The 23,134-nt window shown below is 41.8% G+C and carries 23 protein-coding genes; all 23 read right to left on the minus strand.

Annotated features, from left to right (window positions below):
- Positions 1 to 24: 24 nt before the first annotated feature.
- Entirely contained in the window at positions 25 to 246 is a 222-nt protein-coding gene (locus tag IV50_RS01445) for an AIM24 family protein (protein ID WP_057744020.1), read from the minus strand.
- 173 nt (positions 247 to 419) lie between these two features.
- A complete protein-coding gene (locus IV50_RS01450) occupies positions 420 to 1,592 on the minus strand; it encodes a multidrug effflux MFS transporter (RefSeq protein ID WP_057744023.1) in 1,173 nt (390 codons plus the stop codon).
- A 162-nt stretch (positions 1,593 to 1,754) separates the two neighbouring features.
- A complete protein-coding gene (locus IV50_RS07805) occupies positions 1,755 to 1,901 on the minus strand; it encodes a hypothetical protein (protein ID WP_156405005.1) in 147 nt (48 codons plus the stop codon).
- Position 1,902: 1 nt separating this feature from the next.
- On the minus strand, positions 1,903 to 2,352 hold the full coding sequence (locus tag IV50_RS07945; RefSeq protein WP_069201656.1) for a helix-turn-helix domain-containing protein: 450 nt from the start codon (positions 2,350 to 2,352) through the stop codon (positions 1,903 to 1,905).
- 150 nt (positions 2,353 to 2,502) lie between these two features.
- On the minus strand, positions 2,503 to 3,834 hold the full coding sequence (locus tag IV50_RS01460; protein WP_057744026.1) for a dihydrolipoyl dehydrogenase family protein: 1,332 nt from the start codon (positions 3,832 to 3,834) through the stop codon (positions 2,503 to 2,505).
- A 23-nt stretch (positions 3,835 to 3,857) separates the two neighbouring features.
- A complete protein-coding gene (locus tag IV50_RS01465) occupies positions 3,858 to 4,433 on the minus strand; it encodes a TetR/AcrR family transcriptional regulator (RefSeq protein ID WP_057744029.1) in 576 nt (191 codons plus the stop codon).
- A gap of 148 nt (positions 4,434 to 4,581) precedes the next feature.
- Complete coding sequence (locus tag IV50_RS01470; RefSeq protein ID WP_057744032.1) at positions 4,582 to 4,899, minus strand: DMT family transporter; 318 nt, start codon at positions 4,897 to 4,899, stop codon at positions 4,582 to 4,584.
- Positions 4,899 to 5,234: a DMT family transporter gene (locus IV50_RS01475; RefSeq protein WP_057744035.1), complete on the minus strand. Its 336-nt coding sequence runs from the start codon at positions 5,232 to 5,234 to the stop codon at positions 4,899 to 4,901. Before IV50_RS01475 ends, IV50_RS01470 begins: the two co-directional genes overlap by 1 nt.
- Before the next feature lie 101 nt (positions 5,235 to 5,335).
- On the minus strand, positions 5,336 to 5,605 hold the full coding sequence (rpsN, locus tag IV50_RS01480; protein WP_057744040.1) for a 30S ribosomal protein S14: 270 nt from the start codon (positions 5,603 to 5,605) through the stop codon (positions 5,336 to 5,338).
- Between the two features lie 2 nt (positions 5,606 to 5,607).
- Entirely contained in the window at positions 5,608 to 5,757 is a 150-nt protein-coding gene (gene rpmG, locus IV50_RS01485) for a 50S ribosomal protein L33 (RefSeq protein WP_009496479.1), read from the minus strand.
- A 174-nt stretch (positions 5,758 to 5,931) separates the two neighbouring features.
- Positions 5,932 to 6,858: a magnesium transporter CorA family protein gene (locus IV50_RS01490; protein ID WP_057744042.1), complete on the minus strand. Its 927-nt coding sequence runs from the start codon at positions 6,856 to 6,858 to the stop codon at positions 5,932 to 5,934.
- 142 nt (positions 6,859 to 7,000) lie between these two features.
- Entirely contained in the window at positions 7,001 to 7,639 is a 639-nt protein-coding gene (locus IV50_RS01495; RefSeq protein WP_057744044.1) for a hypothetical protein, read from the minus strand.
- Positions 7,640 to 7,729: 90 nt separating this feature from the next.
- Positions 7,730 to 11,158: a pyruvate carboxylase gene (locus IV50_RS01500; protein WP_057744046.1), complete on the minus strand. Its 3,429-nt coding sequence runs from the start codon at positions 11,156 to 11,158 to the stop codon at positions 7,730 to 7,732.
- A 212-nt stretch (positions 11,159 to 11,370) separates the two neighbouring features.
- The gene (locus tag IV50_RS01505) at positions 11,371 to 11,577 is read right to left on the minus strand and encodes a hypothetical protein (RefSeq protein ID WP_057744049.1); all 207 of its coding nucleotides are present in this window, start codon (positions 11,575 to 11,577) and stop codon (positions 11,371 to 11,373) included.
- 234 nt (positions 11,578 to 11,811) lie between these two features.
- Positions 11,812 to 13,008: an acetate/propionate family kinase gene (locus IV50_RS01510; RefSeq protein WP_057744052.1), complete on the minus strand. Its 1,197-nt coding sequence runs from the start codon at positions 13,006 to 13,008 to the stop codon at positions 11,812 to 11,814.
- Between the two features lie 359 nt (positions 13,009 to 13,367).
- A complete protein-coding gene (gene pepT / locus IV50_RS01515; RefSeq protein ID WP_057744055.1) occupies positions 13,368 to 14,630 on the minus strand; it encodes a peptidase T in 1,263 nt (420 codons plus the stop codon).
- A 14-nt stretch (positions 14,631 to 14,644) separates the two neighbouring features.
- Positions 14,645 to 15,445 (minus strand): Nif3-like dinuclear metal center hexameric protein, encoded by an 801-nt coding sequence (locus tag IV50_RS01520; protein WP_057744057.1) that lies wholly within the window; start codon positions 15,443 to 15,445, stop codon positions 14,645 to 14,647.
- The gene (locus tag IV50_RS01525) at positions 15,432 to 16,127 is read right to left on the minus strand and encodes a tRNA (adenine(22)-N(1))-methyltransferase (RefSeq protein ID WP_057744060.1); all 696 of its coding nucleotides are present in this window, start codon (positions 16,125 to 16,127) and stop codon (positions 15,432 to 15,434) included. Before IV50_RS01525 ends, IV50_RS01520 begins: the two co-directional genes overlap by 14 nt.
- Before the next feature lie 111 nt (positions 16,128 to 16,238).
- On the minus strand, positions 16,239 to 17,534 hold the full coding sequence (locus IV50_RS01530) for a tetratricopeptide repeat protein (RefSeq protein ID WP_057744063.1): 1,296 nt from the start codon (positions 17,532 to 17,534) through the stop codon (positions 16,239 to 16,241).
- 28 nt (positions 17,535 to 17,562) lie between these two features.
- On the minus strand, positions 17,563 to 17,712 hold the full coding sequence (locus IV50_RS07930) for a hypothetical protein (RefSeq protein WP_169790315.1): 150 nt from the start codon (positions 17,710 to 17,712) through the stop codon (positions 17,563 to 17,565).
- 68 nt (positions 17,713 to 17,780) lie between these two features.
- On the minus strand, positions 17,781 to 20,942 hold the full coding sequence (locus IV50_RS01535) for an AAA family ATPase (RefSeq protein WP_057744064.1): 3,162 nt from the start codon (positions 20,940 to 20,942) through the stop codon (positions 17,781 to 17,783).
- Position 20,943: 1 nt separating this feature from the next.
- Positions 20,944 to 22,107: an exonuclease SbcCD subunit D gene (locus IV50_RS01540; protein WP_057744067.1), complete on the minus strand. Its 1,164-nt coding sequence runs from the start codon at positions 22,105 to 22,107 to the stop codon at positions 20,944 to 20,946.
- A gap of 62 nt (positions 22,108 to 22,169) precedes the next feature.
- The gene (locus IV50_RS01545) at positions 22,170 to 23,102 is read right to left on the minus strand and encodes an L-lactate dehydrogenase (RefSeq protein WP_057744070.1); all 933 of its coding nucleotides are present in this window, start codon (positions 23,100 to 23,102) and stop codon (positions 22,170 to 22,172) included.
- Positions 23,103 to 23,134: the final 32 nt, after the last annotated feature.

The following is a 23,134-nucleotide window of genomic DNA, read 5'->3' on the forward strand; positions in this document are numbered from 1 at the left end:
TGCCAAGGCTTCGACATTACGCGTTTAAAATAACACGGTTCCAGTTTCATGAAACTCATTCGCCAAACCCTCACCCGTTTTAAATCCGACGACACCCGCCGCAACTTCAATGGTATATTCGAGCTCTGACGTCCATGCGACCACGTACTGGTTGTCGACAATTAATGGTTTTGTACCATCCAACTTCATTTTTACAATATCACCGTAGTTATTATCTAATATCGCTTCTGCTCCGTCAGTTTCCAAAACAAATAACCCACCGGTACCGCCAAAAATACACCAGTATTTAACCGCCAGTGTTCCTTGCCAACCGTTAATTATTTAATCGCACCATGTTTTATACGTTACGTTAACATCATTTCACCTTGAAAGAAATTCGATAACAAAAAAGCCCGCGCTCGCAAGCACAGGCTTTCCCACTATCTTTTTCTTAAACACGTAACCGTCAGTATAAGCATTAATACAATTAATGCTCCAACATAAAGTGGCAAGGCGAAGGCCGTGCCGTTATGCATTAAACTCATGCCATAAGTCATCAAGCTAATCATCACGTAATAGGCAAACCCAAACACACCACTGGCAGTCCCAATAATATTTTCATATCCAACCAAAGCATCATTCAGCACCAATGGCAAAATGGTGTTCAGTCCGGTAAAAACGATAAAGAAAGCCACTAGGAACAGTAGACTGCTGTGCATCGTCGCACTTAGGCAACCAACGCCAACACCCAGCCCACTCACAAGCAGACTCAACATGATAATTCGGTATGAAGTCAAATACTTCACCACATAATTCGCGCACATCGCCCCAACAATACTAGATAACGCAATCACCATCCCCGCGATACCGTAATGCATAGCGTCCATGCCATACATTTGCATCAAGACAAATGGTGCCTCCGCATAAAAGCTAAACAGAATCCCGTTAATGCCCGCAATCAAAACGGCATAAGCCCAAACTCGCTTATCTTGCGCAAGAATTTTCGCAGCTTGCCAAATTGAAACCGACTGCTCAGTCGCCTTTGGTTCCATTGTTTCCGGCAACTTACCATAACTATATATCAAAATCATAATCGCCATGCCAATAAGCACGGAACAGACACTTTTGAATCCGAAATATTGTTGGATGATTCCCCCAATAAATGGCCCCAGTGCTGGTGCTAAGGCCATGGCACCGCCGACTTTGGCGAATACTTGGGCGCCTTTCACTCCGGAAAAGCTTTCCCGCATAATTGTTTGCGTGACAACTGATCCGACACTGGCGCCAAAGGCCTGCACGAGTCGGGCAAGTAGTACCCAACCAAATTCCGGTGCTGCAAATAAGCCGATGTTACCGATAAGATAGACCAAGATACCTAGGAGCATCGTTGGTCGTCGACCCCATCGGTCTGACAACTGTCCCCAAACTAAAACCCCAACGGCAAATGCCATGAAGTAACTTCCCATCAAAAGTTGGGCGGTTTGTGCGGTGACATGAAAATCTCGACTGATTTCCGGTAATGCTGATGTGAAGATCGTTTCACTAATTTGTGGAAACCCCACAAGTACAATCAATAGAATGATTGCTGGACTATTTTTCTGGACGTTTTTCATTTTTTTCTCCTAATATTTTTTAATCTGATGAAAAACGTCCTTAGTCACTTACTGTTGCAGACATAATAAATTCTGAATAATTCATATTTTTCTCCTCTTTTAAACCATATAAAAAGCCCACCAGTTAACTAACGCTAACTAATGGGCCCCATTTGAAATCAATTACTTGAGAAGCAAGACGAAAGCATAAATAATCACAGCAACAACTGTCCATCCAATTAATGCTTGAATCTTTTCCTTCTTAGTCGTTCGTTCCATTGTCACAGTTAAGTGCCCATTTTTACTTGTATAAGTTTTTGGTAACTTCATGTCATTGCTCCTTTTGTTTATCTTCTAATATTTCTTCATATGTTTTGCCCACATACTTTTCCAAAGCACTTGGCATCAAAATAAAATTACGACCAAATTTTCTCATTTCTTGCTCTGTAAAAAAGCTAGGGTGATCTTTATAGAATTTATAAAATGCTGATGGTACTCGATCAACCATAGCCATCGCATCTTTATCGCTTAGTAAAGTTGGTTCATTTAAGTCGATTTCTCTAATCGGTTCATGATTAAAAAATTCATCTTGATTATCACCCGTAAGTTTTGACATCCCAAACCGAGTCACAATCCAGCAATTCCCAACTTTTCTAATTGAGCCTTCAGGAAATCGATTAGGATATTTTTTTAGAGTTTGACTAATGTAATTACGCGCTTTACCCCAAATTTGGCAGGCTTGTGTTCCCTCCATAATTTGGTTATCTGCTAAATTAAACATCACTATACCTACCCTAGACTTTATTATCTTTAATATATACTATCGCAATTAATTAAGCAAGATATTCAATTACTTTTTAGAGTTCTAACATTCTGAATTTATACACACTAAAAAAGTCCCGCCAGAAATCTGGCGAGGCTTTATTTTATATTACAATTTGCTAATTGAATCAAACGCGATGGCTGGGAAAATGTAAACCAAGCGTTCAAGTTGTGCAGGCGTGTAGCCAAATTCGATAGCTGGCAACAAGGCGTTGATTGAATCTTCGGCGCGTTCTGAAATTTCAGTTGCTCCGACGAGTTGCTTGTCCTTATTGAAGATGAGGGTCAACTTAGCATTCTTTTCATAATCAACGGCACGGTACCAGTCGCCAGAAAGGTCGTTCTCTTGAACGATGTACTTATCTGGATCAGCTTGAGCCTCTGCAACTGTTACACCAGCTTGGGCGATACGTGGCGTCGTAAAGACGTTTGTCGCGATGGCTGGGTAATCAATGGCTGCATCTGATTCACCTGCAAAGCGGTGCATCAAGTATTGTGATTCAAATTGTGCTGTTGGTGTCAACTTTGGTTGTTCCTTGTCGATAACGTCACCAGAAACATAGATGCTTGGTACTGTAGTTTGAAGATATTCATTAACCACAATTCCCTTAGGGCTGTGTTCAATTTCCAAATCTTCAAGACCAAGGTTCTCAACGTTAGCAACACGGCCAGTTGCATCCAAAACCCAATCAGTTGTGATGGTTTCATCTGACAACGCTACTTCGACTTGATGTCCTTGTTGTTCAAATGACTTGACTTCTTGGTTGCGAACGATGGTAACACCACGTGATTCAAGGTCTGCTAGTACTTCCTTCACATATGGTTGGTGGAAGCCACGCAAGGCTTCGCCATCGTGCAAAACAAGTGAAACATCTGAACCAGCTGCGTTGGCCATTGTGGCAAATTCAACCCCGATGTAACCACCACCAATGATAACCATGTGCTTTGGCATTTCATCTAAGGCCATGAATTCCTTTGAATCGTGCCCCAATTCAGTTCCAGGAACATCCAACTGGTGTGGGCGCAATCCCGTAGCAATCACAATGTTTTCAGCAGTGATGGGTTCTCCATCAACGGCAACGGTGTGTTCACCAATAATGGTTCCGTGACCAAAGTACATTTTGATCCCTGAAGCTTCCATACCACCCTTAAGCGCATCTGGAATAACATCAATCGCCGCTTGCTTATGGGCCTTGTTCTTTGCCCAATCAATCTTACCGTCTCCACTAACAATTCCGTCAGAGGCACGCAATGTGTGTTGTAATGCAACAGGTCCATCTAACAAGATTTTTGCATTACATCCCCAGTTTGGACAAGTTCCCCCAACTTTATCCGCTTCAATGACGGCAACACGCTTTCCTTTAGCGGCTAATGGCATTGCACCATCAAACGTTCCGTGTCCGCTTCCAATATATACAACATCATAATCAAATTCTGGCATAATTAATCCCCCTATAGTGTGTGCTATGATTTAAAAATCGCCCGAGTTGCCATCGCAATGAGTTCATCAAGTTCGATTGTCTGCACCTTAACTTGGTGTTGCGCTCGTGCTTGATATAACCATTGTAATGGTTCCAATGCTTGTGCCACAATCAAATCGACATTATCAGTCATCAATTGCTTTTGCAAGTAGGCTCGTTTGATAACGGTTAACATTGCTGGCCCCAGAAGCGTTGTGTCTGTTTGCATCGCTTCTGGAAGATATTCAGGATTAGCTGCTAAAGCAGCCATGAAATTAAGTTCCTTAGGTGCTTGTGCAAAGTTTTGCGCATAACCACGCATGACTTGCGCAAACTGTTCAGTCACTACCACATTTTCTGCTGGCATTGGTACACCATCAATTAATTGCTCACGCACAGATTGATACAAATGCCCCAGTAAATCTGATTTATTTTCAAAATAAATATAGGCCGTCGCAACAGACACACCAGCGCGTTTGGCAAGTTTACTAATGCTTAATTGACTAATACCATTTTCTTGTACTAAATCAAAAGCAGCTTGCTCAAGTGCTATTAACTTTTTTTCATCCCTTTTTCGCATCTTTTAGTATAGCCAACCTGCCTTTATTTTCACTTAACTCCGGCAGCGGGTTCTCCTTCATCTTTTTATCCGAATCCCTTTTTCCATTTTAACACACCGCTTACGCTTATTCTTGTTAATAAAAAAGACATTCGTCTTCACGAATGTCTTAAGCACCAGTTGTGAATTTCAAACCAACGGCACCAATAATAATTAAACTGATAAATAAAATACGTTTCCAATCATGCGACTCGTGATAAAACAACATGCCCACAATTGTGCCCCCAGCTGCACCGATTCCAGTCCAAATAGCGTAACCAGTCCCCATTGGGATGGTCCGCAAAGCAAATCCTAAAAGACTCACACTTAGAATCATAAAAGTCGCCATGAAAAAAATGAGGTATGAACGACGACGATTATATTCGTTCAAAGTGACCACACCGGCAACTTCCATGAAACCGGCTAAACATAAAATGATCCATGCCATTATTCCGTCTCCTCCTCAACTAGTTTCAACCCGATAACCCCAACCAGTAGGATGACCAAGAACAATAATTGACTCGCTGAAAGTGCATCACCAAAGACCAGCCAACCAATCAAAACAGTCGCCGCTGATCCCAATCCCACAAAGACCGCATACGTCGTTCCAACAGGCAGCCTACGACTTGCCACCAAGTACAACCCGAAAGACGTTAGTAGCGAAATAATCGTTAAGAGCCACTCTACGGGCGTGTGAGCGTATTTAATCCCAACAACCCAGCCACTTTCGAAAATAATGGCAACTAAAATTGTCATCCACGGATTTTTAAGTAATAATTTCATCCATCAACCCTCCTTTAAAACGTTTTATAACTACGACTATGTATAAAAAGAGCACCCACAAAAGTGGATGCTCTTTTTAAAGACTTAAAGTAATCTGCCGATTACCAAGAAGCCTTCTTAACACCAGGGATTTGACCCTTGTGTGCCAACTGACGGAAGTTCAAACGTGACATTCCAAATTCACGCATGTAAGCGTGTGGACGTCCGTCGATACGATCACGGTTGTGGGCACGAACTGGTGAAGCGTTACGAGGCAACTTTGACAAACCTTCGTAATCACCCGCAGCCTTCAAAGCAGCGCGCTTTTCAGCGTACTTTTCGATGGTTGCTTCAATCTTCTTTTCTTTAGCGATCTTTGACTTTTTAGCCATGATTACTTGACCTCCTTGAACACTGTAACACGACGCAACTTTGGAGAATACTTCTTAAGCTCCAAACGATCCGGTGTGTTACGACGGTTCTTAGAAGTTAAATAGATACGTTCGCCAGTCTCTGCTGACTCTAATAAAATGTTAATGCGCATTAACATAACTCCTTCGAATGTATTTTGTGAGATGCCTCTCACCTACCGATTGAACGACAGGTATGGCTGCATGGGCCAAACCCCAAGCTTGCGCCGTTACAATAGCTAGTAAATTACAAAAGATAACTATACAGAATATTTAAGAATTTATCAAGTCTTTTGCAACAAAAATAATTATTTATCGAAATATCCATGACGCCAGAACCAAATCGTTGCAATCAACATAAGGACCAGCGTGATAATAATCGTAATCAGCCAACTATTCTGATGTAAGGCGAAAGGCAAGTATTTCACATTTTGACCATAAAAACCAGTAATAATCGTTGGAATTGTCAAAACAACTGAATAAACGGTCAAAATTTGCATAATCCAATTCAAATTTCGATCATTCCGTGATGAGTACGAATCGGCAATATTGCCAACCACTGAACTAAGCAAGTCAGCCATTTTATGTGCTTGTTGCGCTTCAATATCAATTCGATTTTTTAGAAATTCGGTTTGAGAATCTGGTTTATAGGCTTTAAATTGACTTGTCAAATTATCAATCACATCTTCATTATCTTCAATTGATGAATCGATATATAGCAAGGCATTCGTCACCGTCCAGATACTATCTAGGTCACCGCCAAAACCACTGGTTTTACGATAAAATTGATTTTGGAACTTACGTCGCAACACATCTAACTTGTTCAAAGCCGCTTCATAGTCACCATAGATAACCAAAATGGCGGTAAACAAAAGTTCGATTGGGGTTGTTGCTTTCGCACTGCTAGTTAACTTAGTTGCAATGTGATCAGCCAAAAAATTCATTGATGAGCGTGTAAACATCAACACGCGATGCTCTTTCATTTGAACCAAAAAAGCCACTGATTCAGTGTGATATGCACCTTGAGATGGGACATCATTATCTGCCACAACGGCGTCAATAAAGAGCGTTAAAATTTCATCGTTCTTCGAGTAGTGCCAACGGGCAGCCTCATTTTCGTCATTCACGTCATTAATAAATGATTTGGGAATATCCAATTGCTTAACTTCATCATCTTCTAAATCATCAGCATGATAAAAGGTGGCTTGGCTACCCGCAAATAATTGCTTTAACATAGTTTAATTCGTTCCTTTTATTCACTGTGATGCGCAATAAAATACCACATCCAGACCATTTTAAGTTTAACTATTAGTATACCACGTCCATACTATTTAATTTAGTCTATAAAAAAACTACCTCGATTTGAGGTAGTTAGTGTTAAATAGCTTGGCGCATAAAGTACCAGCTACTGAAACCTAATCCTAACGCAAGTGAATCGGTAGCTAAGATATCAAAAAAACCACGGAGTGGCCAATTCAATAGTTGCATGCCAAATTCCAGTACGCTAAAGATCACGAAAAGTAAGGCCAAAACGGTTAAGACGTTGCTCAAACTCCACCAATTTAACTTTTGGATTTGCTTGGCATAATAAAGCATTGCCGCAGCTAACCCGACAATAATGACTGCCATTACAATGTTTTTAGCTGGGAAATTTTCTGGTACAACGTAGTTGACCATGGTGAAATTAGGCCAAACATTATTCACAAGCACCCACATGATAAAACTGAATAACATTGCCAAACTACCTTGAGCCATCCTACGTTCATGCTGAAATTGGTGATACGACCAAATCGCTGCTAAAGCAATTGCAATCATGATTCCTGCCACCACCTGGGCGATTAAGAAACCCACCCGGTGTGGCGCGTCTTGAGCCGCTAATATTGCAATTGGGTGAGCTAAAGGTTGGTATGCAGGCCAAACGAGTACGCCGACAATACTTTCCAAGAAGTACGTCAACGCGCCAACTACCCCAAGTCCGAAATATATTTTATGTTGCCACCATTGTTGCTGTTGCATGATGCACCTCGTCTCATCTATTTATTCTTAACCAATTCTATCATATTTCAACCAAATCAAAAAAAGACGGTCAGTAACCGTCTTTTTTGATTATTCACTAATTGTAAGCAACAAGTCACCAGCAGCGATTTGATCACCTGCTTGGACTAAGATATCTGAAACAGTTCCAGCCACGGGTGCTTGAATGGTTGTTTCCATCTTCATTGCTTCAGTAATCACCAAAGTGTCACCAACCGCAACTTCATCCCCGACGGCAACTGAAACTTTGACAACATTTCCGGCCATCGTGGCCCCAATTTCTCCAGGTACACTAGCTTTAGCTTGACGATGTTGCACCGATTGCACATCCACAGTTTGATCATGCACAGTGACTTCAACAGGTCGACCATCCAAAGCCATGTACAGTGTACGGACACCATCAGCGTCTGGTGCGCTCATTTCGTTCAATGTTACGACCATTGTGATACCTGGCGCAAATTGCACCACGGTCTCCTCATGCGCTTTTAAGCCATAGAAGAAAGTTGGCGTGTCCAAAACCGTTGTTGGTCCAAACATCGCTTGCTTTTGTTCGTAATCACTAAAGACTTCTGGGTAAAGGGCCTTAGAAATCACTTCTTCTGGCGTTGGTTCGCGCTCAAGTTCAATCGTCAAGTCCGCCTTAATTTGTGACAAATCATATGGCTCGGCCAAAGCACCTGGACGTTCCGTCAACGGTGCTTGTCCCTTCAGGATAATTGCTTGCAAATCAGTTGGGAAACCACCAACCGGTTGTCCGATGTCACCCTTGAAGAAATCAACTACTGATTGTGGGAAGTCAAGTTGTGCCCCTTGTGCATAAATATCATCAGGTGTGAGATCATTTTGCACCATAAAGAGTGCCATATCCCCAACCACCTTAGAAGATGGGGTCACCTTGATAATATCACCAAACAATTGGTTCACTTCCGCATACATCTGCTTGATTTCGTTCCAACGATCACCCAAGTGCAAGGCATTCGCTTGTTGTTGCAAGTTAGAGTACTGTCCACCAGGCATTTCAACTTCAAAAATATCAGTTTGTGGACTGCGCATACCATTTTCAAAATCTTGGTAGTACGGCACAACACCTTGCCAATATTGATTTAGACGCTCTACAGCTGGCATATCCAACGTTGGTTGACGGTCGTTACCACTCAACGCATAGTACGTCGATGATAATGACGGTTGAGATGTTGTACTTGCCATAGCTGATTGCGCAACATCGATAATATCCACACCAGCTTCAACAGCGCGTGCATAAGTTGATACACCGATACCCGTTGTATCATGCGTATGCAAATGAATTGGTAAATCAATTTCATTCTTCAAAGTTGAAACCAATTGATAGGCAGCTTCTGGTTTGAGTAATCCAGACATATCCTTAATCGCAAGGATGTGCGCACCAGCAGCTTCAATTTGCTTTGCAAAATCAACATAGTACTGCAAAGTATACTTCGTACGACTTGGGTCCAGAATATCACCTGTATACGCCATCGTGACTTCCGCCAACTTATTTTCATCGCGCACCGCTTGAATTGATGTTTCCATTTGAGGTAACCAGTTCAAACTATCAAAGATACGGAAAACATCCATCCCATTCTTCGCCGCTAAATGAATAAATTCTTGAATCACGTTATCAGGGTAATTTTGATATCCCACCGCATTTGAACCACGGAATAACATTTGAGTAAGCGTACGTGGCATCTTTTCACGTAATTGCTTTAAGCGATCCCATGGATCTTCGTCCAAAAAGCGGTAGGCCGTATCAAACGTGGCACCACCCCACATCTCATTTGAGAAAAGGTTTGGTAATGTTGTTTGCGTTTGTTCTGCAATATCAGCCATATCTTTGGTACGGAAACGTGTGGCGAAGCGTGATTGGTGCGCATCGCGCATGGTCGTATCTGTAAGCAAGACTTCAGACTGCCCCTTAATCCAATCAACAACTTGGTCTGGTCCCTGCGCATCCAAAACATCCTTAGCTGTAACTAAGTCTTCAGGCAACACTAATTTTTGTGGGGTGTATTCAATTAATGTTGGCTTGGCGTCAGGATTTTTAACACCAGGAAAACCATTGACTGTGATTTCAGCCATATAATCCAACAATTGTTGTTGCGTATCAACTGATGACTTACGAATAAATTCTTGACCATGGTCATCCACAAAAGTTGTCGCAGCTTGTCCACTCGTGAAAGTTGGATGCGCAAACATCTGTACTAGGAAGTCGGTGTTGGTCTTCACACCTTCTAATTGCAATTCATGTAAAGCACGTTCCATCCGAGTGTTTGCTTCATCAAAATCACGCCCTTGGGCAATAATTTTCAATAGAAGTGAATCAAAGTATGGTGTCACCTTAGCACCGGCATAAACCGTCCCAGCGTCAACACGAATACCAGGCCCAGCAGGTTGTTGATACCAACGAATTGTCCCTGAGTCAGGCATAAAGTCGTTAGCTGGGTCTTCCGTTGTAATTCGAGCTTGGACCGCAACACCGTGTTCTTTTAATTGATCCTGCTCAGGTAAGTTTAGGGGTTCTTCATGTAACCCATAACCCATGGCAATCAAAAGTTGGCTACGGACAATATCAATATCGGTCACGACTTCAGTAACAGTATGTTCAACCTGGACACGTGGGTTCACTTCGATGAAATAGAAATCATCCCCCTCGACCAAAAATTCAACTGTTGCAGCACTTTGATAACCAACACTAGCCATCAAACGTACAGCTGCTGCTTGAATTTGTTCACGAAGTTCATTTTTAATTGAAACCGCTGGTGCAAATTCAATAATCTTTTGGTGACGACGTTGAACCGATGAATCACGCTCAAAGAGATGCATCACTTGCTCATGTTCGTCGGCAAGAATTTGAATTTCAATATGCTTAGGATCTTGTAAATACTTCTCCAAATAGACATCACTCTTACCAAATGATGCTTTAGCTTCAGAAGCAGCCCGTTGGAAAGCTTCTTTTAGTTCTTCAGCATGTTCAACGACACGCATTCCTCGGCCACCCCCACCGGCAGCTGACTTAACAAACAAGGGGTAACCATATTCTTCACCAATGGCCAAGGCTTCATCCAATGTTTCAACTGGATGATCTGTACCGGGCACACTGGCAACATTTGCAGCAGAAGCTGCTTGCTTGGCTTTAATCTTATCTCCAAACATTTCTAGGTGGGCTACCTTTGGTCCAACGAACTTCATGCCCGCATCACTGATTGCTTGTGCAAATTCAGCATTTTCAGACAAGAAACCATAACCTGGATGAATTGCATCAACGTGATGCGCCTTGGCAACCTCAATAATTGCAGGAATATCAAGGTAGGCTTCAACCGTCATATCATCCGTGCCGACTTGATAAGCTTCGTCGGCGGCAAAACGATGCACAGCGTACTGATCTGCCTTAGCATAAATAGCAACTGTTTGAAGACCTAGCTCTTTAGCTGCTCTAATAATCCGAAGGGCAATTTCGCCCCGGTTGGCGATTAGTAACTTGTTCATCTCACACCTCTTTTTTTAAAAATTTTAAAAAGTATTTAATTTTTCAAACCTTATCTCTAATATACATGAGATTTACGTAAAAAACCATCATTTTTGCTATCTTAATTAAAATCATTCGGATATTGCGAATGTTTCGTTCGGTTTTAAACCGTTTTACTGCAAAAAAATAAACGCCAGCATGCAATGCATACTGAGCGTTTAAGGAATTTAAATTAATTTTCTTTTGTTGTTCGTACTTCTTCGAACTGCCCATCAAAGACTTGTTTACCATCAACTTTAGTTTTCTTGGTTGCCTTATCAAAAGTTTCTCGATAAGGATCCATTTGTTCGTTAATATTTGCAAACATGCGGCGGGCCTTACGGCGTACATAAAATACACCAACAACCATCATTAAAATGATGAAAAATAATAGACTCATCTAGATCCTCCTTTATGATTAAAACCAGTTTAATATGCTGACCATACAATTAGCTTAAAATCCGTGCGGTTATCTCTCATTTAATGCCGATAAACCTAACATGATTTATCTACCACTATTTTACACCAAATGCCGTAAAACCGTCACATGTTTTTAAGACCAGTCATGGACTGTTCATTTTTCAAAACAAAAAAGCCAAGTTCCTCTCATAGGAACTTGACCTTATCTTTTATCTTAACGACCTTGCTTGTTCTTCAACATTTCAACGTCACGAGCAATTTCTAATTCTTCGTTAGTTGGGACAACCAAAACCTTTGCGGCTGAGTCGTCAGTTGAAACAACCCTTTCTTCACCACGAACCTTGTTCGCTTCAGTATCACTCTTGATACCCATGAATCCAAGACGATCAATAATCTTTTCACGCACTTCAGCGGCATTCTCACCGATTCCTGCTGTAAAGGTCAAGGCATCAACCCCACCCATTTCAACATAGTATTGTCCAATGTAGCGGACAACACGGTCGATAAACATGTCCATTGCCAACTTAGCGTGCTCGTTGGTATCTTCAACTTCTTCCAAATCACGCATGTCAGAAGACAAAGTTGAAATGCCAAGCAAACCAGACTTGTTGTTCAAGATGTATAACATTTGTTCATTTGTAAGTCCTTCATGTTCTTGGATATAGTAAACCAATGAAGGATCAACATCACCTGAACGTGTTGCCATTGTAATTCCAGCCAATGGTGTGAAGCCCATTGATGTATCTAATGACTTTCCATCCTTAACGGCTGTAATTGAAGCACCAGCCCCCAAGTGCAAGGTAATCAAGTTCATTCCCTCTAATGGTTGTCCCAAGATTTCTGAAGTACGTTCTGAAACATAACGGTGTGATGTTCCGTGGGCACCATACTTACGAGCACCATACTTTGTGTAGTATTCATATGGCAATGAGTATAGGTAGTTTTCACGTGGCATCGTTTGGTGGAAAGCTGTATCAAATACGGCAACTGAAACAGCATCTGGCAACAATTCACGGAAGATTTCGATACCGGCAGCATTGGCTGGATTATGCAAAGGTGCATAAGCAGACAAACGGTTAATCTTTTCCAAAACTTCGTCATCAACAATGACAGACTTGTTAAACCATTCTCCACCGGCAACAACACGGTGTCCAACACCAGTGATTTCAGATAGGTCAGATACAACTTGCTTTTCGTTAAATTGTTCGAGCATTTCTTCGATGGCAGCACGATGGTCTGGGAAGGCCTTCAAAACTTCAGTCTTCTCACCATTATACTTTAGGGTAAAGACCCCTTCATCCATACCAATGCGTTCAACTTGTCCCTTGGCAATGACCTTTTCAGCTGGCATTTCCAATAATTGGAATTTCAATGAAGATGAACCAGCATTAATCGCTAATGTTTTAGACATGCTTAAACTCCCTCGTTTTCAAATAATATATTTTACATTTCAAATAAATTCACTTGCCAACCACTCTGTTGGAGCTGGCTTTAGTTGCTGGCACCAAGTGCCTCTAACTAATTATATAGTTATCTGCGGTCAGTTACAATTCAAAATGGCAAGAAAGCGTTAAAACCGGCTATTTTTTTCATAAAAATTAAAAATGAGCCCACAATCACGCTGAATTACTATTAAACCTGTTTAATGTTGTGCCATCCCTATATTTACGTATACGGATTTCCAAAAAAAGTTCCGCCAAACAAAAAAAGCTAAGGCCCAGTTTATTACTGAGTGATAGCTTTTCTGAACAATCTTTTCAGGATAATTTATTAATCCAAAATTGAATCATTTACGTTTAATTCGTTAATCTTCAACATAGTGTCAACGGCTTGCTTCATCACACGCGTTGAAACGTATTCAAAGCGGCCATGCATGTTTTCGGCACCGGCAAAGATATTTGGTGTAGGCAAGCCCAAGAATGTAATCTTTGAACCGTCGGTTCCACCACGAACGGGTTCGATGATTGGTTCAATGTTCAAGTCAATCAACGCTTGTTCGGCCAAATGAACAGGTTGCATGTTGTCCTTTAGGACTTCACCCATGTTGTAGTATTGGTCATTCATCTCTAACTTAACACGATCTTCACCAAAGTTCTTGTTCATCTCGTCAGCAATGCTTTTTAACAATGCCTTCTTAGCATTGAACTTCTCACGATCGTGATCACGAATGATGTATGACATACTTGCTTCATCGGGGGTTCCATTCAACTTCAACAAATGGAAGAACCCTTCGCGACCCTCAGTATGCTCTGGACGATCATGTTCTGGTAACTTATTGTGAATATCAATTGCCACTTGAAGTGCATTAATCATCTTGTCCTTGGCATCACCAGGGTGCACATTCAATCCTTGAATCTTAATGTCAGCAGAAGCAGCTGAGAATGTCTCCCATTCCAATTCACCAAGTGGTCCACCATCCATGGTGTAGGCAAAATCAGCCCCAAATTCTTTTACATGGAAGTGATCGGCACCGATTCCAATTTCTTCATCGGGACCAAAGGCAAAGTGCAAATCACCATGCTTAACTTCTGGGTGAGCAATCAAATATTCAGCAGCACTAACCAATTCTGCCACACCTGACTTATCATCAGCACCAAGTAACGTTGTCCCATCTGTTGTGATCAACGTTTGTCCAGCATACTTTTTCAAGCTTGGGAATGCTTCAGGTGAAAGAGAAAATTCATCGTTTAACTTAATGGTTGACTTACCATCATAGTCTTCAACAAATTGAGGATTAACGTTTTCTGAATTAAAATCAGCGGTATCCACGTGTGAGATAAATCCAATTGACGGAATATCATCATCAACATTGGCAGGCAAGTCTGCAAATAGGTACCCATCATCCATGGTACGCACATTTTGCAAACCAATTGTCTTCAACTCTTCAGCCAAATCCTTCAAGAAAGCAACTTCCTTAGGGTCTGAAGGTACTGTCGTTGAGTCTTCATTTGAACGCGTATTTACCTTGGCATAACGTACAAAACGGTCAACCAAATTTGGGTATGTTGCTGCAATTTCTGTTAATTCACTCATGAATCTACCTCTTTCTAAATATAAGTATAAGGATCAGTATTGGTTTCTGATGGAAAAACATCAGTTAACTGCCATCCATTACTATTTTGCCACTTTTTAACTAAAGTCGCCATCCTTGGTTTTGCATTTGCTTCCATATGGTGATCTGGATCGATGGCTACCAAATGATGCGCTAACATATCGTGACCAGTATGATAATAAACATCTGCCGTCACAAAGGCATCTGCACCCTGAGCTTGAGCTTGCAAATATTCATCACCACCATCACCACCAAGCACCGCAATCCGTTGAATCTTTTGCGTCATATCGTTGGCAATGACACGCACATGCGCTACTTGGAATGTTTCTTTAACCAATTGGGCATATTCCGTTACCGTAATTGGTTCAGCTAATTCACCAATTCGACCAATGCCAGTTTTGCCATCAGCATTTGGTAGCAACGGTCTCAAATTGTTCGTAATCATCAAATCTTCAGCAAGCCAATCATTCATCCCTGGATAAGTTGCATCCAAATTCGTATGAGCGGCATAAACAACGATATGATGTTCAATTAATTTCGCGTACATCGCATTTTGCGGATCACTCAAATCAAGATTCTTTGGCGCATGAAACATCATTGGATGGTGTGCAAAAATAAAATCAACACCACGAACAATGGCTTCATCTACAACCTCGGGACGAACATCTAAGGCTGTCATCACCGTATGAATTTCCTGATTTGGATCACCTAACTGCAATCCAATTGGGTCACGCTCCCAGGCCAATGCCTTGGGTGCATAAGCTTCAATTTGATCCATTAACTCACGCGCCTGCATGTGCTAAGACCTCCTTAATTTGTGCCACTTGTTCTTGATAGTTGCGGTAGGCCTCCGCTTGCGTCTGGTTGGCGGCTTCAAGTTGTTGCATGATTTTTTCCATGCGCCCCTGCTCGCGTTCCCACTTTTGACGCCAAATACTATCATTCTTCACCATATTTACAGGACCAAACGCGAGTTGCATTGCATTATATTCAACAGTTCCTGGTTCAGCTACCACGACTTCATAGTAATGACCATCATCCAAGAGTACACGTTCATCCGTAATTTGATACTGATTTGCTTGTAGCCATGTTCGAACCGCGTCAACATCTATATTTGGTTGCAAAATCAAGCGTTTGTAAGTGGCGTTTGATCCTGCTTCAAGAATTTGTTGAATTAACCGACCGCCCATTCCGGCGATAACAACCGTATCAATTCGATCTTCAGGTTGAATAGCTGCTAACCCATCTGCTAACCGTGGGATTAATTGATCATTTAAATGATGCTTATTAATTTCTTGCTCCGCATTTTCAAGCGGACCTTGGGCAACTTCACCGGCAACCGCAAATTTAATGCGCTTATTTAAAATTAAGTTTGCTGGTAAGTAAGCGTGGTCTGAGCCAATATCGGCAAGACGTGCGCCATCTGGCACATACGCTGCTACGGTCGCTAAGCGATCTGATAAGTGCATTGCATCCATTTCATTACTCTCGTTTCATCAATTTAATTGTTACTATTCTATCATATATCTGTCCTAGATGGCGCTGGGTTCAATCCGAAAAAAAAAGCTAGCCGCAGCTAGCTTTTTTGTTTAATATAAGTCACTCACATCATCTTGTAAATCTTGAATGTCTTTTTCTTCTAACATTTCCAAATCATCAGGAACAACGTTCAAATACAAACGCAACGTTTCTTTAGCAAAGGTCTTTTCGCCACTTTCTCTAAAGAAGTAGTAGGCATCTTTCAAGAAACTAGCATCTGTATCAAAGTATGGTAAGGCCGCTTGATAGTACTTATCAGCCATATCAAAGTCTTCAAGACCTTCATAACTCTTTGCCAAATTTCGATACATTGCCGGGTCAATATCAGCCTCATCATCTGCTAAATAATCATTTAACAAATTGATGTTTTCTTCATACTTCTCATGTAAAGTTAGCCAATCAGAATAATCCAAAGTCAACGTAACATCCTCTGGATTATGTTCCAATCCTTCCTTGAAGAAACTTTGGGCTTCGTTTGTATTTCCAAGACGTTCACTCACAATGGCCGCACGCTCGAACATCTTAGGATTGAATTGATCAACGGCTAAGCCGTTTTGATAAGTTTGCAATGCTTCTTCATCACGATGTTGATGCTCATACAATTCACCCAATGGTTCATATAATGTGCTGTAATCTGGATCAATTTTTTGCAAAGCTTCAAATGTATCAATCGCCTTGTCGTGTGTCTCTTCATCTGTCGCATAAATCATTGCCAACTGGAAACGCACATCAGGTGTCATACTTGTTTCCTCAATTTGCTCAAGGTAACCCAAGGCGCGCTTAACATCGCCAACTAACGCATACGCAACTCCAATACGTGACGCAATGTCAACACCTGAGAAGTAACGTTCGTCTGACTCAAGGAGTGTTCGATAATATGGAATTGCCTGCTTATAATCAGCAGATGCAAAATAATATTCCGCCAAAGCAAATTGAATGACTGGTTCATCTGGAGCAAGCGCATAGGCCTCTTTCAACTTCGCTTCAGCTGATTCATAAATTCCCTCAGACTGGTACAAATCTGCCAATACCAATAACGCTTGCAGATAAGCATCTGAATCGGGTTGAATTTCTGCTAAATAATTCATCGCCGTTTCAGTTTCACCTTCATCGATGGCAATGTCCGCTAAAGCAGCACGTAGTTCATCGGCGTCAGGATACTTATCTAATAATTTTTGATAGGCCCGCTTGGCTTGATTTGAAAAGCCTAATCCATACAATTCTTCTGCTAATGAATAAATGGTGTCATCATCATCATGACGTAATGCTAACGCATATGATTTTTTGGCATCTTCTGTTTGACCTAGTTCTAACTCATTTAACATGCGTTCTGCATAACTTGCCATTCACTTGCCCCCTTAAGTAAGTAATCGTTCACTTATCTGTTTGTGTTTGTGCTGCTTTTTGGCGCGCTTTTGCTAGCAAAGCCTCACGTTGCGCTTGCTTATCTGCTTGTGAAACTTGCCCTTTACTAGCAGCTCCGCGGGCAAAATCGTTTGATTTAATACTACCTTTTGTTGACATATTAACTCACCTTCATTAATTCTTGTCCGTCTAGTATACGCTACTTTAGGGAAAAATACCACAATGACCTAAGCTAACTGATAATGAATGGCACTCTGCCCATTTCCCATCTTTTTCACCTGCAATTGTTGCGGGATTTGTTGTTTCATACTTTCCACGTGCGAAATCACACCAACTAACCGACCCATTTGTTCGACGTTCCCAAGCGCTTCCATGGCTTGTTCGAGCGTCTGACCATCTAGGGAACCGAATCCTTCATCAATAAAGAGCGCTTCAATTTGCGCCCCACCGGCTCGCATTTGTACAACTTCGGCCATTGATAAGGCAATTGACAATGCCGCGATAAACGACTCGCCACCCGATAAAGTACTTGTACTACGGCGTTGATCCGTTTCTTGATCCATAACGTCGATTTCTAGACCATTCTGATTAGAACGACCACTGACGGCATCCCCCAACTGGAAGTAATATCGATTCCCTGAGAACTGTTGAATAAAGTTCTCGTTCGCATAATCTAAAACGGCTGCTAAGAAGCTCTGCAAGACATACGGCTCTAAGCGTAACTTGGCTTCATTCGAACCATCAACTGCATCAGTTAAAGCGATTAAGTCCACGCTTTCTGCCTGCAGTTCTTCAATCTGCACATTTAAGTCTAACACCTGTTGTTGTTGCTGCTTTAATTGCGCGACAATCAACGTTTGACTCTGAACGTGTGTTTGCTGTTCAGCTAATCCATGTTCAGCTTGCGTTAAGAGTTCGTTTAATCCCATTAAATCTGGTGCAGTATGTGTACCCAACTTGGTTGTTAGTTCTGCCAACTCTTGTCCAACATAACGCCGTTCATTTTCATAGTCTTGCACTGCTGCACGGAGTTCTTCACGACCATCATGTTCTTGGAATGCTTGCATCGCCGTCGCGAATGTTTGACTGGTGTAGTCTGTTTGCTCAGCCATTAAGCTAAGCAGATCCTGATGTAAGTCAGTTTGTACGTGCAGCTGCTCTGTAAGGTCAGCATGTTGACTTTTTTCCTGATCTTGACTGGTTGCCAAGCGTCCAGCAACATCGGCTTGCTCCGCAGCAAGCTCAGTTTGCTTTTGCTGATACGCCTTAATCAGGGGTTCTAACTGAGCCAACTCTTCTGTGTATTCTGCCACCGTTGCTAAATCTGTATCAAATTTGGCCAGCCGTGCTTCGACATCGACACGCTGTTCTGTCAAATTTTGCTGACGCGCTTCGGCTTTTGCCACATTTTGATTGGCATCACTCACTTCAACGGCAATCGTTTCAGCCGCTTTTTGCAAATTTTTTGCAGCTTGTTGCTGATCAGCTAATGTTGCTTGCAACGCATCATATGCTTTTTGTAAGTCATCTGCCGTAGCGAAGACATCAAAGCCACTCGCAGCCGCTTGCTCCTTCACAGTCGTTAGCTGGGCAGCTTGTTGTTGCTTAAGTTCGGATAACTCAGTTGTCTCCTTTGTCACTTGATTCGTTGCTTGCTCTAACTTGACGGTTACCGTATTTTCAAGTTGTTGCGCTGCAATCAGCTCATTTTCAGCAGTATCGACGGCATCCATCGCTTCACGTAAAGTTTGATTTGTATCGCTCCCCACTGTATCTGAATGTGCAACTTGATGTTCATAAACAACCCCACAAACGGGACATGGTTCACCTTCAACCAAATCAGCTTGCAATTGTGCTACCAAAGCTTGCGTGCGTAAATGCTCTTGGGCTTGTTTAACTGTTTGTGCCTGTCGGACTTGAGTTTGCGCTTCACTCAGTGCCGTTTTTAACGCAGCCTGTTCTTGCTCAGCATCTGTTAAAGTGGCACTTGCCTTACGTTGTTGTTGCGCTAAGGTCGCCAAGGCCTGTAGTGGGGCCGTTAACTTGTGGAGTTGTGCTAACTGGTCATCTACCGTTGCTAATGCCGCTTGATCTTGTTTTATTTTGTTTTGTCGTGCTACTATCTCTGCTTGCGCCTGCTTTTGGTCCGCGAGCTTAGTTTCATTTTCACGAATTTGTTGCTGTAAATCACTTAAATTTGTTTCTGCTTCATGTTTTTGCTGTGCAGCCGGAAGCAAATCCGTTTGGATTTTACGTACACGAGACTGTTTTTTTTCAATGTCGTCAGCTCGCGCGGCTTGTTCAGCGACCATTGCGTCGATTTTCACTTGTTGCTGTTCTAACTTTGCAAGTTGTTGCTTCGTTTGGGTCAATTGCTGGTAAATTCGCTCCAATAATTGTTCATTTTGCGTAACCGCCTGTTGCCATGGCTGCCGCTCAGCTAACCAATTTAAACGCATTAAGTCAGCTTGTTTTTGAGCAATCACCTCTTTTTGCTCTTCAAGTGTTGTTAATTGTTTTTCCAATGTCGCTTTACGCTCAAATTGCGCCTGAACTAATTTGGCATCATTTAAAGCAGCCTGCATTTGGTCGCGCTTTTTCTGTGCATCTGCTAAGGCGATTTGTAAAGAATCCGACTTTTGGCTTTGTTCCGCTAATATCTCAGTTAACATAGCCAACTTATCTGAAAAACCACCTTCATAATCAGGCTGTTTATCCAAAACCTTTTGATCAAAAACATGATCACGTTGCGCTACTAATTGTTTCGTTGCATCACGTGCTTGGCGACTTTGGTCTTTCAAATCACTCGTAAATGCTTCAAAAATCTCACTTCCATACAAACTTCTCAAAATCGTTAATTTTTCATCACTCCCAGCCGCCAAAAAATCGCGAAATTGATTTTGGGGCAATAAAATAATTTTACGGAATTGGTCATCAGTTAAATGAAGCAATTGTTGAACTGCACTATTCACATCACGTTGTTTTGCACCAATCGTTTTAATTGGTGTTTGCAACGTCTCATCCACTTCAGCAAAGCTAGCCGTTGGTTTATGCTCAATTAAGTCGGCCCCATTGGCAGTTTTACGTTTAGGCGTCACCAACTGTTTTGGGGTCCGTGTCGCTTCATAATAATGCCCATTATGTTCAAAATAAAATTGGACTTCCGTCAATTGATCGCCTGTCGCAAATTCGCTGCGCATTTCTTCAGGCTGACGTTCTCCTGACGTTGTGCCATACAATGCATATGTCATAGCATCAAACATCGTCGTTTTTCCCGCACCCGTATCGCCACTGATCAAGAACAGACTAGACTCATTGAAATTACGAAAGTCAATTTCTGTTTCGGCATATGGGCCAAAATAGTTCATCTTAAGTTTAATTGGACGCATTTTAATCCTCCTTTCTCTCTAGACGGGTTAAGGTCTGGTCAATAATTTCAGCTTGATGCTTGGTTAATGTCGCATCAGTGACTGTTTCATAAAATTCGCGAATCAAATCTTGATTTGACTGTTCTGCCCGTTCTGTCATCTTCTTTGTATGACTGATACTCTGTGCCTGACTTTGTTTAAATTGAATCTCTACAATTTCACCATAAATATCGTTCAATTGGTTCCGTAAATCCGTCACTGCTGGCCGATCTGTCATTTTTATACTAAAGAGATTGTCCCCTTGGCGTGAATATTGTTGATAAAATGCCGGATCCGTCAATGTTTTAAAATCCGCTTCCAACAAAATTAAATCTTTTTCGGGTTGCAAAGGCACCCATTCCGAGGAAACACCGTCCGCGTTAACATCGACAATAAAAACCCCTTTCTCACTCTGGGCTTCTTTGGTATTGAATTTGATTGGTGAACCTGAATATTGCACTGTTTCGCTCGGGCTGGCTTGCTTTAAATGTAAGTGGCCCAAGGCAACATAATCAAACGCATTAAATTGGTTAACATCAATACTCTTTAGCCCACCTGCTTTTGAATTGGTTTCACTGGTTAAGTCATACGTTTCATTTTGCTTGCCAGCAACGTAATAGTGACTTACCAAGACATGTTGCTTAGTAGGGTCAAAATTAGCTTGCATCTCTGTAATCACACGTGCCATAACCTCATTAATCGTCCGCAGTTCATTTGTCTCATTACTAATGCCATAATAAACACGAGCTTCTAACGGGTCGATAAATGGCAACATAAAAATTTGCGTATCACCAAAAATAATCGGCTCAAACGCTTCAGCTAAAGTTGTTCGCAAATAAAATTGATTATTTTCACGCCATTCCTTACCGGCACCCAGTCGCGTGGGCCCATCATGGTTCCCAGAAACGGCAAAAATAGGTAAGCCAGCTTCAATATTCATTCTTTTCAACATTGGTTCTAAAGCATTCACGGCATCCACTGGTGGAATACTACGATCATACAAATCGCCTGCCAATAACACAGCATCAACCTGATGTGCTTGTGCTATCGCTAATATTTGTTCAAAAGCAGTTTGTTGCTGTTCTAACAGGGAGTAGTCCCCCAACTCTTTGCCGATATGCCAATCAGCTGTGTGTAAGAATTTCATATGACTCCTCTTTTAACAAAAAAACGCTGTCAATCACCAAAATGATTACAACGTTTTAACTATTATAGCGTTGCCCGCACTTCGCGGTATTGCTCTGCAATGAAAGCATGTGACGCATTTAGTTTCTCTAATTCAGCGTCAGTTAAATCTAACGGACATTGTTCAACCACACCCTCACGTCCGATGATGGCTGGGTATGATAGATACGCTTCATATTCAGGTCGCAAGTTTGATAGAACAAGCTCTTCACGCGCATCCGACATGACAGCCTTGGCAATGCGAATCGCTGAAGTGGCGACACCGTAACTCGTAAATCCTTTACCGTTGACGATATCAAAGCCTCCTTTACGTGCTTGATCATTAATTTCTGCAAGATCAAGATCACGAACAGCCGCAAGTTTCTCCATTGGTTGTCCTAAAGCACGAACCGTAGACCACGCGACAAATTGTGTATTCCCATGCTCACCCAAGTTATACCCTGAGACCGAGCGTGGATCAATATTCAATTTTGCTCCCACGATACGTTGCATCCGAGCAGTGTCCAACAACGTTCCAGTCCCCACAACGTGGCTAGCTGGCAAACCAGTAACATCCTTAAATAGCGTGGTAATCACATCGACTGGGTTTGAAATGACAATCAACACCCCTGTAAAACCAGAATTTTTAAGATCAGTTCCAACCGAAGTCACCATTGAACTCGTAAACTTAAGTTCAGCAAAGCGATCTCCCGTTGGGTTATTTTGTTGCATGGCCATGTTTCCTAATGTTGAAATAACAACATCAGCATCAGCCAAAGCTGACCAATCATTGATGGTAATGTTAGCGTGTGTCTCTAAGTTAGCCATTGCATCTTCAAAATCCAATTGGTTGGCAACTGCCTTGGCTTCACCACGATTAATAAAGACGTAGTCATCAGCAACACCTTGCGCAATTAATCCGTGCGCAATAGCACTTCCAACACTACCCATTCCAATAATTCCAATTTTACGTGACATGATATATCCTCCATTAATAAAACAAGTATACT

It is taken from the genome of Weissella viridescens, from assembly GCF_001437355.1.
Lineage (GTDB): Bacteria > Bacillota > Bacilli > Lactobacillales > Lactobacillaceae > Weissella > Weissella viridescens.

Coding starts and splice junctions, on each gene's coding strand:
- IV50_RS01460 (WP_057744026.1), bottom strand. CDS start 3,834: ATGCCAGAATTTGATTATGATGTTGTATATATTGGAAGCGGACACGGA.
- IV50_RS01540 (WP_057744067.1), bottom strand. CDS start 22,107: ATGAAATTCTTACACACAGCTGATTGGCATATCGGCAAAGAGTTGGGG.
- pepT (WP_057744055.1), bottom strand. CDS start 14,630: ATGAGTGAATTAACAGAAATTGCAGCAACATACCCAAATTTGGTTGAC.
- IV50_RS07945 (WP_069201656.1), bottom strand. CDS start 2,352: ATGTTTAATTTAGCAGATAACCAAATTATGGAGGGAACACAAGCCTGC.
- IV50_RS01490 (WP_057744042.1), bottom strand. CDS start 6,858: ATGTTAAAGCAATTATTTGCGGGTAGCCAAGCCACCTTTTATCATGCT.
- IV50_RS07930 (WP_169790315.1), bottom strand. CDS start 17,712: ATGTCAACAAAAGGTAGTATTAAATCAAACGATTTTGCCCGCGGAGCT.
- IV50_RS01520 (WP_057744057.1), bottom strand. CDS start 15,445: ATGCAGGCGCGTGAGTTAATGGATCAAATTGAAGCTTATGCACCCAAG.
- IV50_RS01500 (WP_057744046.1), bottom strand. CDS start 11,158: ATGAACAAGTTACTAATCGCCAACCGGGGCGAAATTGCCCTTCGGATT.
- IV50_RS01535 (WP_057744064.1), bottom strand. CDS start 20,942: ATGCGTCCAATTAAACTTAAGATGAACTATTTTGGCCCATATGCCGAA.
- IV50_RS01470 (WP_057744032.1), bottom strand. CDS start 4,899: ATGGCATGGATCATTTTATGTTTAGCCGGTTTCATGGAAGTTGCCGGT.
- rpsN (WP_057744040.1), bottom strand. CDS start 5,605: ATGGCTAAAAAGTCAAAGATCGCTAAAGAAAAGAAGATTGAAGCAACC.
- IV50_RS01465 (WP_057744029.1), bottom strand. CDS start 4,433: ATGCGAAAAAGGGATGAAAAAAAGTTAATAGCACTTGAGCAAGCTGCT.
- IV50_RS01510 (WP_057744052.1), bottom strand. CDS start 13,008: ATGTCTAAAACATTAGCGATTAATGCTGGTTCATCTTCATTGAAATTC.
- IV50_RS01525 (WP_057744060.1), bottom strand. CDS start 16,127: ATGGATGCAATGCACTTATCAGATCGCTTAGCGACCGTAGCAGCGTAT.
- IV50_RS01530 (WP_057744063.1), bottom strand. CDS start 17,534: ATGGCAAGTTATGCAGAACGCATGTTAAATGAGTTAGAACTAGGTCAA.
- IV50_RS01495 (WP_057744044.1), bottom strand. CDS start 7,639: ATGCAACAGCAACAATGGTGGCAACATAAAATATATTTCGGACTTGGG.
- IV50_RS07805 (WP_156405005.1), bottom strand. CDS start 1,901: ATGAAGTTACCAAAAACTTATACAAGTAAAAATGGGCACTTAACTGTG.
- IV50_RS01545 (WP_057744070.1), bottom strand. CDS start 23,102: ATGTCACGTAAAATTGGAATTATTGGAATGGGTAGTGTTGGAAGTGCT.
- IV50_RS01450 (WP_057744023.1), bottom strand. CDS start 1,592: ATGAAAAACGTCCAGAAAAATAGTCCAGCAATCATTCTATTGATTGTA.
- rpmG (WP_009496479.1), bottom strand. CDS start 5,757: ATGCGCATTAACATTTTATTAGAGTCAGCAGAGACTGGCGAACGTATC.
- IV50_RS01505 (WP_057744049.1), bottom strand. CDS start 11,577: ATGAGTCTATTATTTTTCATCATTTTAATGATGGTTGTTGGTGTATTT.
- IV50_RS01475 (WP_057744035.1), bottom strand. CDS start 5,234: ATGAAATTATTACTTAAAAATCCGTGGATGACAATTTTAGTTGCCATT.